The organism is Pseudoduganella sp. GW821-FHT05F09, from assembly GCF_059419605.1.
Genome location: NZ_JBWKSD010000003.1, coordinates 516215 through 531317, shown reverse-complemented (window position 1 = coordinate 531317; position 15103 = coordinate 516215). Strand labels below are relative to the sequence as shown.

At 66.1% G+C, this 15103-nt stretch carries 12 protein-coding genes; 3 read left to right on the top strand and 9 right to left on the bottom strand.

Annotation, left to right across the window (positions count from 1 at the left end):
• The first annotated feature begins 2 nt into the window (after positions 1–2).
• Complete coding sequence (locus AC07S4_RS12205; RefSeq protein ID WP_494986905.1) at positions 3–1172, top strand: vWA domain-containing protein; 1170 nt, start codon at positions 3–5, stop codon at positions 1170–1172.
• A 2-nt stretch (positions 1173–1174) separates the two neighbouring features.
• On the opposite strand, the gene AC07S4_RS12200 is transcribed toward AC07S4_RS12205, so the two are convergent.
• The 7 genes from AC07S4_RS12200 to kdpF form a co-directional block, all read right to left on the bottom strand.
• Complete coding sequence (locus AC07S4_RS12200; RefSeq protein WP_494986904.1) at positions 1175–1855, bottom strand: DUF4214 domain-containing protein; 681 nt, start codon at positions 1853–1855, stop codon at positions 1175–1177.
• Between the two features lie 73 nt (positions 1856–1928).
• Positions 1929–2642, bottom strand: coding sequence for a two-component system response regulator KdpE (gene kdpE / locus AC07S4_RS12195; RefSeq protein WP_494986903.1), 714 nt, complete (start codon positions 2640–2642; stop codon positions 1929–1931).
• Complete coding sequence (locus AC07S4_RS12190; RefSeq protein WP_494986902.1) at positions 2639–5440, bottom strand: DUF4118 domain-containing protein; 2802 nt, start codon at positions 5438–5440, stop codon at positions 2639–2641. The genes kdpE and AC07S4_RS12190 overlap by 4 nt, the downstream gene beginning before the upstream one ends.
• A gap of 33 nt (positions 5441–5473) precedes the next feature.
• Entirely contained in the window at positions 5474–6058 is a 585-nt protein-coding gene (gene kdpC / locus AC07S4_RS12185) for a potassium-transporting ATPase subunit KdpC (protein WP_494986901.1), read from the bottom strand.
• A 13-nt stretch (positions 6059–6071) separates the two neighbouring features.
• Positions 6072–8168 (bottom strand): potassium-transporting ATPase subunit KdpB, encoded by a 2097-nt coding sequence (gene kdpB, locus AC07S4_RS12180; RefSeq protein WP_494987140.1) that lies wholly within the window; start codon positions 8166–8168, stop codon positions 6072–6074.
• Between the two features lie 40 nt (positions 8169–8208).
• Entirely contained in the window at positions 8209–10023 is a 1815-nt protein-coding gene (gene kdpA / locus AC07S4_RS12175) for a potassium-transporting ATPase subunit KdpA (protein WP_494986900.1), read from the bottom strand.
• Positions 10023–10112: a K(+)-transporting ATPase subunit F gene (gene kdpF, locus AC07S4_RS12170; RefSeq protein WP_494986899.1), complete on the bottom strand. Its 90-nt coding sequence runs from the start codon at positions 10110–10112 to the stop codon at positions 10023–10025. Before kdpF ends, kdpA begins: the two co-directional genes overlap by 1 nt.
• A gap of 254 nt (positions 10113–10366) precedes the next feature.
• Between kdpF and AC07S4_RS12165 the strand changes: the two genes are divergently transcribed.
• The gene (locus tag AC07S4_RS12165; protein ID WP_494986898.1) at positions 10367–11080 is read left to right on the top strand and encodes a PA4824 family protein; all 714 of its coding nucleotides are present in this window, start codon (positions 10367–10369) and stop codon (positions 11078–11080) included.
• Between the two features lie 19 nt (positions 11081–11099).
• Here the strand turns inward: AC07S4_RS12165 and AC07S4_RS12160 are convergent, their stop codons facing one another.
• A complete protein-coding gene (locus AC07S4_RS12160; protein WP_494986897.1) occupies positions 11100–11846 on the bottom strand; it encodes a TorF family putative porin in 747 nt (248 codons plus the stop codon).
• Positions 11847–11997: 151 nt separating this feature from the next.
• On the bottom strand, positions 11998–12843 hold the full coding sequence (locus AC07S4_RS12155; protein WP_494986896.1) for a response regulator: 846 nt from the start codon (positions 12841–12843) through the stop codon (positions 11998–12000).
• A gap of 245 nt (positions 12844–13088) precedes the next feature.
• Between AC07S4_RS12155 and AC07S4_RS12150 the strand changes: the two genes are divergently transcribed.
• Complete coding sequence (locus tag AC07S4_RS12150) at positions 13089–15086, top strand: DNA topoisomerase IV subunit B (RefSeq protein WP_494986895.1); 1998 nt, start codon at positions 13089–13091, stop codon at positions 15084–15086.
• The last annotated feature ends 17 nt before the right edge of the window (positions 15087–15103 follow it).

Sequence of the window (15103 nt, the reverse complement as noted above, 5' to 3'; positions counted from 1 at the left end):
GCATGCTGATCGACTTTTTCTTCACGCTGAAAGACGCGAAGATCCCCGTCTCCATCAAGGAGTTCCTGACCCTGCTGGAAGCGATGCAGAAGAACGTCATCGACGCGTCGATGGACGACTTCTACTACTTGTCGCGCCTGACGCTGGTGAAAGACGAAGCGCACTACGACAAGTTCGACCGCGCCTTCGCCCAATACTTCAAGGGCATCAACGGCGCCTTCGACACCAACAGCGCCATCCCGCTCGACTGGCTGATCAAGCGCATGGAGCGCGAGCTGAGCGAAGAACAGAAAGCCGCGCTGGAAAAATTCGGCTACGACAAGCTGATGGACCGCCTGAACGAACTGCTGAAAGAGCAGAAGGAGCGCCACGAAGGCGGCAGCAAATGGATAGGCACGGGCGGCACCTCCCCGTTCGGCAACGGCGGCACCAATCCCGAAGGCGTGCGCATAGGCGGCAAGGGCGGCAACCGCACCGCAGTCAAGGTATGGGAGGCGCGCGCCTACAAGGACTACGACTCCGAGCGCGAGCTGGGCACGCGCAACATCAAGGTAGCCCTGCGGCGCCTGCGCAAGTTCGCGCGCGAAGGGCACGAAGAAGAACTGGCGCTGGACCAGACCATACGCGCCACGGCCAACAACGCCGGCTTCCTCGACATCAAGATGCAGCCCGAGCGCAAGAACAACATCAAAGTGCTAATGCTGCTCGACGTGGGCGGCACCATGGACGACCACATCGAGCGCACGGAAGAACTGTTCTCGGCGGCCAAGACCGAATTCAAGAACATGGAATTCTTCTACTTCCACAACTGCGTGTACGACTACCTGTGGAAGAACAACCGCCGCCGCAACGCCGAGCGCTTCCCCACTTGGGACGTGCTGCGCAAATACACGCCGGACACCAAGGTCATTTTCGTCGGCGACGCCACCATGAGCCCCTACGAGATCTTGCAGCCGGGCGGTTCGGTCGAATACAACAACGAAGAAGCCGGCGCCGAATGGCTGGGCCGCTTCACGCACGCCTTCCCCAAATTCATCTGGCTTAACCCCGAGCCCGAAGGCCTGTGGCAATACCGCCAATCGATCGCCGTCATCCGCCAGCTCATGAACAACCGCATGTTCCCGCTGACGATAGAAGGCCTCGAACGCGCCATGCGCATGCTCAGCAAATAAATTTACACCCAGGGCTGGTAATCCACGCCGTCCTGCATCTTGCCGATCAGCTGGGCGTAGTTTTCCTGGCTCTCGCTGAAGCCGGCCAGCACGCCGGCCACGGAGTCCTGCTTGGTGTTCAGCACATTGACCCAGTAGTTAAACCCCGCCTGGTCCGGCGCGCGGTGCAGCACGTTGGAATACAAGCGCATCACAACATCGGCATTGCTCGCGTTCGCCCCATACGTGGCGAGGAACTCGCCGGAGCTGGCAAAGCCCGCCGCCACCGCGCGCAAGCTGGCGCCGTGGTCCAGCTGCGCAATCCAATAGCCCAGCCCCTTCTCGTCCGGCGCGCGGTTGAACGCTGCCTGGTAAAGCCGGTACGCCTCGCCGCCGTTGCCGTCGATATCCAGCGCCACCGCGCCGTCCTTGAAATTGAGGCGTTCGATATTCTTCAGCAGATCCAGGCCGTCCGACCCTACCTGGTCCTTCACCCAGAACTGCTTGCCGTCGGCCAGCACGGAGTACTCGTCGCGGTAGCCGTTGTAGAAGGCCTCGTCGAGGCCCGAGCCGCCGTCCAGGAAATCATCGCCCCGGCCGCCGAACAGCGAATCCGAGCCGGCATAACCGTAGATGTCGTCATTGCCGGCCGTGCCGTCGATATTGTCGTTCCTGTCGGTGCCATACAGTACGTAGCCCATCATGCCCTCCTCGCAAATTCGATGAGCAATCTTAGGCCGCACGTTTGGCGTGCATGGGAAGAATTACAATTTGTTTCTAAGCCGGCAGCTGCAGGCGGTAGCCGACGGCGGTCTCGGTCAGCAGGTATTTCGGCTGGGCCGGATCGTCTTCCAGCTTGTGGCGCAAATGGCCCATGTAGATGCGCAGGTAGTGCCCGTTCTCGCTCTGCGACGGCCCCCACACCGCGCGCAGCAGTTGCGGGTTGCTCATCACGCGGCCGGCGTTGCCGACCAGGACGGACAGCAAACGGTACTCGGTCGGCGTGAGGTGCACGCCTTCGCCGTTCTTCGTCACGCGGCGGTTCTGCAAATCCACCTCCACCGCGCCGAAGCGCACCAGGCCCGAGGTGTCGGCTTGCGGCTGGCGCTGGCGGCGCAGGGTGGCGCGCACGCGCGCCAGCAGCTCGCCCACGCCGAAAGGCTTGGTCAGATAGTCGTCCGCCCCCGCGTCCAGCGCCTTGATCTTGTCGGCCTCGTTCACGCGCGCCGACAGCACGATCACCGGCACCGTGGACCATTTGCGCAGGTCGCTCAGGAAGGACACGCCGTCGCCGTCCGGCAGGCCCAGGTCCAGCACCACCAGATCCGGCTTGCGGGTGCCCGCGTCGATCAGGCCGCGCTGCATGGTGGGGCATTCGTGCACCTGCCAGCCCTCCTCCTCCAGCGCGGCGCGCACAAAGCGGCGGATCTGCGGTTCGTCCTCTACCAGCAGGGCAACGGGCGAGGTTTCGTGTGCTTGAGTATTCATCATTCCAGTATTTCTTGCGGTGGTTCCGGCGGGGTTCCCAACGGCAGCGCGATGACGAAAGCGGCGCCGCCCAGCGGCGAAGCGGCGGCCTGTATGGTGCCGCCGTGCGCTTCCACGATGGCGCGGCAGATCGCCAGCCCCAGGCCCACGCCCGGCTTGGCCGATTCGCGTTCGCCGCGCGTGAATTTCTCGAACACGGCTTCCTCGCGGCCATGCGGCAGGCCCGGCCCGTCATCGTACACCATCACATTCATCCATGCGCCGTGCAGCGCGGCGCTGACGGCGATGTGCGATCCGGCCGGCGTGTACTTGGCGGCGTTCTCCAGCAGATTGCACAGCACCCGCTCGATCAGCACGGCGTCGTAGCGCAGCAGCGGCAGCTCGTGCGGCAGCTGGGTGCTGATGCTGTGCTGCTTCAGCTGCGGTGCACTGGCGCGCAAGGCGCTGCCCACCACCTCCTCCAGCGGCTGCCATTCCAGGTTGAACTTCACTTCCCCGCTCTGGATGCGCGCCATGTCCAGCAGATTGGACACCAGGGTGCTCATGCGCAGCGACTCGGCGTGCAGCGATTGCGCCAGGTCCAGCTGCTGCGGCGACAGCTCGGGCTTCGAACTGGCCAGCGATTCGGACAACCCGACCAGCGACGTGAGCGGCGTGCGCAGGTCGTGCGACAAAGCCGCCAGCAGCGAATTGCGCAAACGCTCGGACTCCATGCTCACCAGCGCGCCCTGCGCCACTTCAATGTAATGCACGCGTTCCAGCGCAATGGCGGCCAGCGCGCCGAAGGTGTCGAGCTGCCGCCGCTGCTCGGGTATCAGTATCCAGCGCCGGTTCTCCGGTTCGATGGCCAGCACGCCGCGCGTGCGCATCGGCGCCACCAGCGGCATATAGAAGATGCGGCTGGCGGGCAGCGTATCCGTGCCCAGGCCCGCGCTTTCGGCGCGGTCGTAAGCCCATTGCGCGATGCCGATGTCCAGCACCGACAGATAGCCCGCCCCGCCGCCCGCTTGCGGGGCAGGCGGCTGCAGGCGGCCGTCGGCGTCCGGCAGCAGTAGCACGGCCCTGGCGCGGAAGGCGGTTTGCACGGCGCTGCGGGTGCTGTCGAAAATCTGCTCGGTCTGCAGCGCGCCGGACAGTTCGCGCGCGAACTCGTACAGCGCGCGGGCACGCCCCTCGCGGTGCGAGGCCACGCGCGCCTGGAAGCGCAGGCCCGCCGTCAGGTGGCCGGTGATCAGGCCCACCGCCAGCATCACGCCGAAGGTGATCAGGTACTGGAAGTCCGACACCGCAAAACTGAAGCGCGGCGCGACGAAGAAGAAGTCGAAACACAGCACGCTCACGCAGGTGGCCAGCACCGAAGGGCCGCGTCCCAGCCGCACCGCCACCAGCACCACCACCAGCAGGAACAGCATGGCGATATTGGCCTGGTCGATATACGGCAGCAGCGGCGTGGCCGCCAGCGCGGCGGCGATGCTGGCGCCTGCGGCCGCAACATAGGGCCAGCCGCGCCGTTTGGCGGCGGGGTCGGGCTGCTCATCCGGCGCTGCGGAAGCGCGCGGGCTTGCCGCGTCGGCGGGCGGATTGAAAGGGTTCATCAGCGTGCGGCCGAAGGGCGACAAGCCAGCCAGGCCGCCCGCCTCCACCGCCGGCGCGTTCTCGCGGCTGGCGTTGCCGATTTCGATCAGGTCCACGTCCGGCGCCAGGCTGGCCATGCGCTTGATGTGGGCGGCGCGCCAGGGCCAGGTGGGATGGCCCCGCCCCAGCATGATCTTGGACAGGTTGTGGCTGCGCGCATAGTCGACCGCCGCCGCGGCGATGTCCGCGCCGGTCAGCACGGCGGTGCCGGCGCCCAGCTCCTGCGCCAGCTTGAGCGTCTTCAGGATGCGCTCGCGCTCGGCCTCGGGCAGGCGCTGCAGGGCCGGGGTTTCGACGTAGACCGCGTGCCACTCGGTGCCCAGCTGCCCGGCCAGGCGCGCGGCGCTGCGCACCACGTGCTCGCAGCCCGGGCGCGGGCCGACGCAGCACAGCAGCGAGGCGCCGGTCTTCCAGATGGCGTCGATGGATTTTTCAACGCGGTAGGCGCGCACGTCGTCTTCCACGCGGTCGGCGGTGCGGCGCAGCGCCAGTTCGCGCAGGGCGATCAGGTTCCCCTTGCGGAAGAAGTTCCTGGACGCGCGCTCGGCCTGCTGCTCCTGGTACACGCGGCCGCTCTTCAGCCGCGCCAGCAGCTCGTCGGCGGGAATATCGACCAGCACCACCTCGTCGGCCTCGTCGAACACCGTGTCCGGCACGGTCTCGTTGACGCGGATGCCGGTGATGCCGCCCACCACGTCGTTCAGGCTGTCCAGGTGCTGCACGTTGACGGTGGTGAGCACGTCGATGCCGGCGTCCAGCAGCTCCTCCACGTCCTGCCAGCGCTTGGGGTGGCGCGAGCCGGGCGCGTTGGAATGGGCCAGTTCGTCCATCAGTATCAGCGGCGGGCGCCGTTCCAGCGCGGCGTCGATGTCGAATTCCTTCAGCACCTTGCCGCGATAGGCAACGTCCTTCAGCGGCAGCACGTCCAGGCCGTCCAGCAGCGACGCGGTCTCGTTGCGGCCGTGGGTTTCCACCACGCCCACCAGCACGCCCTGCCCCGCAGCCTGCAGCTTGCGCGCGGCGGACAGCATGGCGTAAGTCTTGCCGACGCCGGCCGAGGCGCCGAAATAGATGCGCAGCCTGCCGCGCGCAGCCTTGCGCTCCTGCGCCTGGACCTGCGCCAGCAGCGCGTCGGGGTCGGGCCTTTGACTGTCGATTGGAAGCATGCTCGTCTGATATTGATAGTTGCCTGGGGCTAGTTAGCGAGTATGCGTGCTTTTTCCGTCCAGCGCCAGATTCAGCGCCAGCACGTTCACGCGCGGCTCGCCGAAGAAGCCGAACACGCGGCCGCGCATCTCGCGCTCGATCAGCGCGCGCACATGCTCCGTGTCCAGCCCGCGCGCGGCGGCGATGCGGCGCACCTGGTACTGGGCGGCCGCCACGCTGATCTCCGGATCAAGCCCGCTGGCCGAAGCGGTCACCAGGTCCACCGGCACCGGCGCCGTATTGCCCGGGTCCGCCGCCTTCAGCGCTTCGATGCGCCCCTTCACGGCGTCCGTGAGCGCCGGATTCAGCGGTCCCAGGTTGGACCCGCTGGAGCCAGCCGCGTTGTTCGCCATCGGCGCGGTGGCCGAAGGACGGCCCCAGAAGTATTTGGGCGATGTGAAGGACTGGCCGATCAGCTCCGAGCCGACCGCCTTGCCGTTCACCTCGACAATGCTGCCTGCCGCCTGCGCCGGGAAGGCCGCGCTGCCGATGCCGGTGACGGCCAGCGGATACAGCACGCCGCAGATCAGGGTAAGTGCGCCGAAAATAACCAGCGCGGGACGAAGATGGGAAGTCATGGTGTGCTCCTGTTTAAACAAGGTTGAAGGCGGCCAGCAGCATGTCGATCAGCTTGATGCCGGCGAAAGGCAGGATGATGCCGCCCACGCCGTACACCAGCAGATTGCGGCGCAGCAGCGCAGTGGCGCCGATGGCGCGGTACTGCACGCCCTTCAGGGCCAGCGGAATCAGCGCAACGATGATGAGCGCATTGAAAATCACCGCCGACATGATCGCCGACGAAGGACTGGCCAGGTGCATGATGTCCAGCGCCTTGAGCTGCGGATAGGTGCCCACAAAGGCCGCCGGAATAATGGCGAAGTACTTGGCGATGTCGTTCGAAATCGAGAACGTGGTCAGCGAACCGCGCGTCATCAGCATCTGCTTGCCGATTTCGACGATCTCCAGCAGCTTGGTCGGATTCGAATCCAGGTCCACCATATTGCCGGCCTCCTTGGCCGCCTGCGTGCCCGAGTTCATGGCCACGGCCACGTCGGCCTGGGCCAGCGCGGGCGCGTCGTTGGTGCCGTCGCCGGTCATGGCCACCAGGCGGCCTTCGGCCTGGTAGCTGCGTATCAGTTTCAGCTTGTCCTCCGGCGTGGCTTCGGCCAGGAAGTCGTCCACGCCCGCCTCGGCGGCGATGGCGGCGGCGGTCAGCTTGTTGTCGCCGGTGATCATCACGGTCTTGATGCCCATGCGGCGCAGTTCCGCGAAGCGCTCCTTGATGCCGCCCTTGACGATGTCCTTCAGCTCGACCACACCCATCACACGGCCGCCGTCCGCCACCACCAGCGGCGTGCTGCCCCGGCGCGACACGTCGTCCACGGCGCGCGCCACTTCGGCCGGATACGGCAGGCCCATCGCTTCCACGTACTTCTTCACCGAATCCGCCGCGCCCTTGCGCAGGGCGCGAACCTCGCCCTGGCCTTGCAGGTCCACGCCGCTCATGCGGGTGGTGGCGGCAAACGGCACAAACACTGCATCCAGGCTGGCCATATCGCGTTCGCGGATATTGAACTTCTGCTTGGCCAGCACCACGATGCTGCGCCCTTCCGGCGTTTCGTCGGCCAGCGAGGCCAGTTGCGCCACGTCCGCCAGCTGCTGCTCGCTCACGCCGGGCGCGGGAATAAAGGCCGAGGCCTGGCGGTTGCCCAGCGTGATGGTGCCGGTTTTATCCAGCAGCAGCACGTCCACGTCGCCCGCCGCTTCCACGGCGCGGCCGGAGGTGGCGATCACATTGGCCTGCATCATGCGGCTCATGCCGGCCACGCCGATGGCCGACAGCAGGCCGCCTATGGTGGTGGGAATCAGGCACACCAGCAGCGCGATCAGCACCGTGATGGTGATGGGCGCGCCGCTGCCCGCAGCGGCCACCGAGAACAGCGAGAACGGCAGCAGCGTGACGGTCACCACCAGGAACACGATGGTCAGCGCCACCAGCAGGATGGTCAGCGCGATCTCGTTCGGCGTCTTCTGGCGCTTGGCGCCCTCCACCATGGCGATCATGCGGTCCAGGAAGGTCTCGCCCGGATTGGCGCTCACCTTCACCACCAGCCAGTCCGACAGCACGCGGGTGCCGCCGGTCACGGCCGAGAAGTCGCCGCCCGATTCGCGGATCACGGGGGCCGATTCGCCGGTAATGGCGCTTTCATCCACCGAAGCCACGCCTTCGATCACTTCGCCGTCGATCGGGATCACGTCCCCCGCTTCGACCAGAATGTAATTACCCTTGCGCAGATCGGGGCCGTCGCATGGCAGCCAGGTGGTGCCGTGCTTGGGCGTGGCCAGCTTCTTGGCCGTCACGCTCTTCTTCAGGCTGCGCAGCGAGGCGGCTTGCGCCTTGCTGCGGCCTTCGGCCATGGCTTCGGCGAAGTTCGCGAACAGCACGGTGAACCACAGCCACACGGTGGTGGCCAGGATGAAGCCGGGGCTGGTCTCGCCCTGGCCGAACAGCGCCTGCACGTACAGCAGCGTGGTGATGATGCTGCCGACGTAGACCACGAACATGACAGGGCTGCGCAGCTGGGTGCGGGGGCTCAGCTTCCTGAACGAATCGGCGATGGCCGGCAGCAGCAGTTCGGAGTCGAACATTTTCAGGCGCCGGGCCGGCGTCGTTGCGTGCAGCGCCATGTCCTTGGATGATGTATTAGCTTGCGACATGCGATGCTCCTTATTTGTTAAACAGTTGCAGGTGTTCGACCACTGGGCCGAGCGCCAGCGCCGGCACGTAATTCAGCACGCCCACCAGCGCCACCACGCCCACCAGCAGGCCGATGAACATGGCGCCGTGGGTCGGCATGGTGCCGGCGTTCGCCTCCAGGCGCTGCTTGCCGGCCAGCGAACCGGCGATGGCCAGGATGGGCACGATCACGGCGAAGCGGCCGAACCACATGGCCACTGCCAGCATGGTGTTGTAGAACGGCGTGTTGGCGGACAGGCCGGCAAACGCGCTGCCGTTGTTGTTGGCGGCCGAGCTGAAGGCGTACAGGATCTCCGAGAAGCCGTGCGCGCCGGGGTTGGCGATGCCGGCCTTGCCCACGTCCATCATCACCGCGATGGCGGTGCCGCTCAGCACCAGGATGGGCGTCACCAGGATGGCGATGGAGGTCATCTTCATTTCATAGGCCTGGATTTTCTTGCCCAGGTATTCCGGTGTGCGGCCTATCATCAGGCCGGCGATGAACACCGCCATGATGGCGAACACCAGCATGCCGTACAGGCCGGAGCCCACGCCGCCGAAGATCACTTCGCCGAACTGGATCAGCAGCATGGGGATCATGCCGCCGATGGGCGTGAAGGAGTCGTGCATGGCGTTCACCGCGCCGCAGGAAGCGGCCGTGGTGACGGCGGCGAACAGCGACGAGGCGCTGATGCCGAAGCGGGTTTCCTTGCCTTCCATATTGCCGCCGGACTGGACGGCGCTCATGGCCTGGTCCACGCCCAGCGCCTGCAGCGCGGGGTGGGCCTGCTGTTCGGCCACCAGCACAACGGCGGTGGTGGCCACGAACAGCAAGGTCATGGCGCCCAGCACGGCCCAGCCCTGGCGGCGGTCGCCCACCATGCGGCCGAAGGCGAAGCACAGGCCGGCCGGGATAATGAAGATGGCCAGCATCTGCATGAAATTGGACAGCGCGGTCGGGTTCTCATACGGGTGCGCCGAGTTGGCGTTGAAGAAGCCGCCGCCGTTCGTGCCCAGCATCTTGATGGCTTCCTGCGAGGCGACCGGGCCCATGGCGATGGTCTGGGTGGCGGCCGTCATGGCCTCGGTCACAGGCTGGCCCTGCGCGTCCAGCACGGGCTGGCCGTCGGCGCCGGTTTTCGGCACGGTGTAGCTGACCTGGTCCAGCAGCGTCACTTCCTTGTAGGCGGAGAAGTTCTGGATCACGCCCTGGCCCATCAGGAACACGGCGAACAGCAGCGACAGCGGCAGCAGCACATACAGCGTGGAGCGCGTGGCATCCACCCAGAAATTGCCGATGGACTTGGCCGAGCGCGAGCTGAAGCCGCGTATCAGCGCATACGCCACGGCCATGCCGGTGGCGGCCGAGAAGAAGTTCTGGCAGGTCAGCGCCAGCATCTGCACCAGGTAGCTCATGGTCTGCTCGCCGCTGTAGCCCTGCCAGTTGGTGTTGGCGACGAAGCTGACGGCGGTGTTGAAGGACGAGTCGGGGCTGACGTTGGCCAGGCCCTGCGGATTGAGCGGCAGCCAGGCTTGCACGCGCTGCAGGCCGTAGACCACCAGCGCGCCTATGCCGTTGAAGAGCAGCAGGGCAATGGCGTAGGCTTTCCAGCCCTGGCCGCGCTCTTCTGCCTTGAGCGGCACGCCGGCCGCGCGGTACAGCAGCTGCTCGATCTTCTCCAGCCAGCCAAAGCCGGGAATGCGGCCGCCGTCGCCAATGCGCGCCAGGACGATGCCGAGCGGCCAGGCCAGCGCCAGCAGCACGGCCAGGAACACCGCCAGCAGAATGAAGGATTGCATGGTCATCACAGGTCCTCCGCTTTCAGGAGCGCCACCACCAGATAGACCAGCAGGCCGGCCGAAGCCACCGCGCCGAGTATATAAAAGCTATTCATTTCCGCTCCCCCAGAACCTCGCAGCCGGCGGCAAAGCCGCAGCTCACGAGCAGAAAAACGACGATTGCGCCGATAAACACCACATCCATTTTGATACCCTCGCAGGTCTTGTTTTGATGCTTCCAGCTTATCGGCGGGGGTCTAAAAGTGGTGTAAAGACTGGGGCGGCGGGTGTAAACACGGTGTAAAAATCGGCAGCGGCAATAGACAATTCCGGCGGGCGCACTTATGCTGAAACGGTTCCCGGAGCCCACATGAGAAAAACCTTTCCGGCATGGCACGCCCCCCTGCTGCTGACGCTATGCGCGCCCGCCGCGCAGGCTGGCCGCCCCATGGCGGCGGACGACGCCGCCATCCTCGATCCGCGCCAGTGCCAGCTGGAGACGTGGGCTCAGCACAACAAGACGCAAAACGAATACTGGGCGGCCCCGGCGTGCAATGTGGGCGGCGGCTGGGAACTGGGCGCCGGCGCGGGACGCGCACGCAGCCTGGCGGGCGGCGGCCAGGACACGCTGTCGCTGCTGCAGGCGAAAACGCTGCTGCGCGCGCCGCAGGACGATGGATGGGGACTGGGCCTGGTGCTGGCCGGCCAGTGGCGCGCAGGCGCCAGCAGCAACCGGGACCTGTCGCTGAACCTGCCGCTCAGCGTGGAGCTGGCGGGGGAGCGCGCCATGCTGCACGCGAACCTTGGCTGGCTGCGGCAGCGCGGCCAGCCGGAACCGGCCGGCCCGCGCCTGCAGCGCAGCTGGGCGCTGGGCCTGGAACTGGCGGCCGGCGAACGCGCGGCCTTCACCATGGAGGCTTACGGCCGCCAGCGCGCCGGCAGCTATGCGCAGCTGGGCGCCCGCTACAGCCTGATTCCGGGCCGGGCCGATATCGACATAGCCTACGGCGACCGCGTCGGACGCCGCGGCGCCGAGCGCTATCTCGCCATCGGCCTGACCCTGGTGGCCTCGCTGGCCGACTGAAGGAGCGAGGCGAGCCGGCTTAGAACACTTTGCTGACTGTCAGCACCAGCGCGGTCTTGCCCAGGAATTTGCCGTTGGCTGGCGAAGCGTAGGCGGTCTTGCCGGCGTTGGTGCCGATGACGGCCAGCGCGCCGGTGACCACGCCGAAGTCTTTGGTGGCGCCGATTTTCCAGTCGGTGTAGTCGGCCTGGCTGGAGTTCTTCACCTTCTGGTGGCCGGCGTGCAGGTTGACGGTATAGCCGCCGCCCGCGTCGATATTGGCGCCCACGTCCAGGTAGCCGCTGTTCTTGCTGTCGACGAAGCCGAACAGATTGGTCACCGAGTGCGAGTACTTCAGGTAAGCAGGGCCATAGCCCAGCTGGCCGTAGATTTCGGTGGTGTCGGCGTTGGCGAAACCGGCCACGTGTTTCAGATCGTTGGACGGGTAGACATAGGCCAGCACGCCCACGTCGTAGGACACCTCGGCGCTCAGCTGGCCGCGCTTGCCGGCGTACAGGTCCAGCTCCACGCTGCCGTCGCCGCCCGCGTCCCTGGTCCACTTGATGGTGGAGCCCCAGGCGCCGGCGTAGAAGCCGCTCGGATTGTTGACGTAGTCCACGCCGCCCTGCAGGGCCGGCTTCAAACGGGTTTGCGAGATGCCGCGATAGCGGTAGTCGGAAGTGGCGGCGGCGTTGAAGCTGACTTCATTGTCCGGCTTCTGCTCCTCGGCTTGCGCGCTGGCGGCGAAGGCGGCCATCACGGCGCAGGCGAGTATCATCTTTTTCATGGTGCGGTCTTTCTTTGGTGGGTCAAAAAAGACAGCTTATCGCCCTGTCCGTAAAAACGGTCTTAAAGAACGCAGGAGAGTTGTAAACGCGGCGTATAAGCACGCGGTTCCGGACATGCAGCGCTATCGCCGCCCCGGCATCCCGGCGCGGTCAGGCGATGCGCATCAGTTTCTTGAGGGTGGCGCGCAGCGTGGCGTCGGACACGGGCTTGTCCAGCAGGCCTTCGACGCCGGCCTCGCGGGCGCGCCCGGCGTCGTAGACGAAGCTGCGGCCCGCCAGGAACACCACGGCGGGCGGCCGCTCTCCCCCCTGGGCGCGCAGGGCGGCGCACAGGGCGTAGGGATCGATGCCGGGCAGCGAAGTATTGAGCAGCACCACCGCCAGCGGCGCCACCAGTTGCGGCGCGTCGGCGCCGGCCGCCAGCGCGGAGGCTTCGTCGGAGGCCCACAGCGCATGGATGCCGTAGGGCTTGAGCTGCCTGGCCACGTGCTGGCTGAAACGCGCGCTGCGGTCCACCACCAGCACGGCGCCGCGCCCGCCGCCGCCCTGGCTGCGCATGGCGGCGTATTCGCCAGGATCGGTCAGGTCGAAATCGAGCCGCTCGCTGCGGCGGCGCTCGGGCAGCGGCGGCAGGCCGGTGGCCGCCAGCCTGGCCATGGCGTCGGCGCGGCGCTCGACCAGCCGCGCCAGTTCGGCGTGCAGGCTCTCTTCCTCATAGGGCAGGCCCAGGCAAGGGTATGGCAAGTCCATCTCCGGCGCGCCCAGCAGCAGCACGGGCCGCACGTCGCCGGGGCTGAGCGCCGCCAGCGCGGCCAGCGCCTTCAGGTCGCCGCCATAGGCCAGCAGCAGGTCCGGCTCTTGCAAACTGTACCCGGACAGGCAAAAATACGCCGGCCCATGCGGCGGCGCGCGCTTCAGCGCCGCCGCCAGGGCCTCCGCCTGCGCTTCGGCAAAGCCGACCAGGCGCACCGCGAACGGAAATTTGTCTGCACTCATGGCTCGCTCATGGACTATTTACACTGCTTTTTTCCACGTATTGAGCTATTTAACCACAACTACCCACCGTTTCCGGCGCCCAGTTTCCCGCCATTGCCGCCGGTTGCGGATAGAATGCGCAGGCAAGCGCGCCTGCGGACGTTGCGCAGAAAGCACTTGCACAGCGAAATAACTGTATATAATCACAGCACTTTGCAGCAAGCTGCCGCACCAATAAAGAACCGCACAACCTAGCTTGATCACGTATGGCCACTAAAAATCCAGTTTCCGACTACAGCGAATCATCCATCCGCGTCCTCAAGGGCCTGGAGCCCGTCAAGCAGCGTCCGGGCATGTACACCCGCACGGAGAACCCCCTGCACATCATCCAGGAGGTGATCGACAATGCCTCCGATGAGGCCCTGGGCGGACATTGCAAAAACATTATCGTGACGCAGAATGCCGACGGCAGCGTGACGGTCGAAGACGACGGACGCGGCATCCCGGTCGGCCTGCACCCGGAAGAAAACGTGCCGACGGTGGAAATCGTCTTCACCCGCCTGCACGCGGGCGGCAAGTTCGACAAGGGTTCGGGCGGCGCCTACGCCTTCTCCGGCGGCCTGCACGGCGTGGGCGTGTCGGTCACCAACGCGCTGTCCAAGCGCCTGGAGATCTCGGTCTGGCGCAAGGACGACAAGGGCAACGGCCTGCACCACCTGGTATTCGAGCACGGCGAAGTGGTGGAGCCGCTCAGCTCCATGCCGGCGCCCAAGGACGGCAAGAAGTCCGGCACCCGCGTCACCGCCTGGCCGGACGCCAAGTACTTCGACTCCTCGCTGATCTCGCAGGTTGAGCTGCAGCGCCTGCTGCGCTCCAAGGCCGTGCTGCTGCCGGGCGTGACCGTCACGCTCAACAACGCCAAGACCGGCGACAGCCAGACCTGGAAATACGACGAAGGCCTGCGCGGCTACCTGACCGAAGCGCTGGCGCAAACCTCGGACGGCGAAACCCTGATCCCGCTGTTCGAAGGCGCGCAGTTCGCCGGCCCGGACGCGGAAGGCTTTGCCGAAGGCGAAGGCGCGGCCTGGGTGGTGGCGTGGACCGAAACCGGCGCCGTGGTGCGCGAATCCTACGTCAACCTGATCCCCACGCCGAACGGCGGCACCCACGAATCGGGCCTGCGCGACGGCCTGTTCGGCGCCGTGAAGAACTTCGCCGAAATGCACTCGCTGCTGCCCAAGGGCGTGAAGCTGCTGCCGGAAGACGTGTTCGCGCGCGTCTCCTTCGTGCTGTCGGCCAAGGTGCTGGATCCGCAGTTCCAGGGCCAGATCAAGGAGCGCCTGAACTCGCGCGACGCGGTGCGCCTGGTGTCCACCTTCGCCAAGCCGCCGCTGGAGCTGTGGCTGAACCAGCACGTTGAATACGGCAAAAAACTGGCCGAGCTGGTGATCAAGCAGGCCCAGTCGCGCCTGCGCTCGCTGCAGAAAGTGGAAAAGAAAAAATCGTCCGGCGTGGCCGTTTTGCCGGGCAAGCTGACCGACTGCGAATCGAGCGACGTCACCCGCACCGAGATCTTCCTGGTCGAGGGCGACTCGGCGGGCGGTTCGGCCAAGATGGGGCGCGACAAGGAATTCCAGGCCATCCTGCCGCTGCGCGGCAAGGTGCTCAACTCCTGGGAGACCGACAAGGACCGCCTGTTCGCCAACAACGAGATCCACGACATCTCGGTGGCCATCGGCGTCGATCCGCACGGCTTCGGCGACTCGCCCGACCTGTCCGGCCTGCGCTACGGCAAAATCTGCATCCTCTCCGATGCGGACGTGGACGGCTCGCACATCCAGGTGCTGCTGCTCACGCTGTTCTTCCGCCACTTCCCGGCGCTGATCCAGAACGGCAATATCTGCATCGCCCGTCCGCCGCTGTTCCGCGTGGACGCGCCGGCGCGCGGCAAAAAGCCGATCCAGAAGCTGTACGCGCTGGACGCGGGCGAACTGGTGGCCATCGAGGACAAGCTGCGCAAGGACGGCCTGAAGGACGGCAGCTGGTCCATCTCCCGCTTCAAGGGTCTGGGCGAGATGAACGCCGAGCAGCTGTGGGAAACCACCATGAACCCGGACACGCGCCGCCTGCTGCCGGTGAAAGTGGGCCGCCCCGGCCACAGCACCTCCTCCGCGCGCTTCAACATGCTGATGGGTAAAGGCGAAGCCGCCGCCCGCCGCGCATGGATAGAGGAACACGGCAACGAAGTCGAAGCCGACATTTAATACAGCACACGTTATCT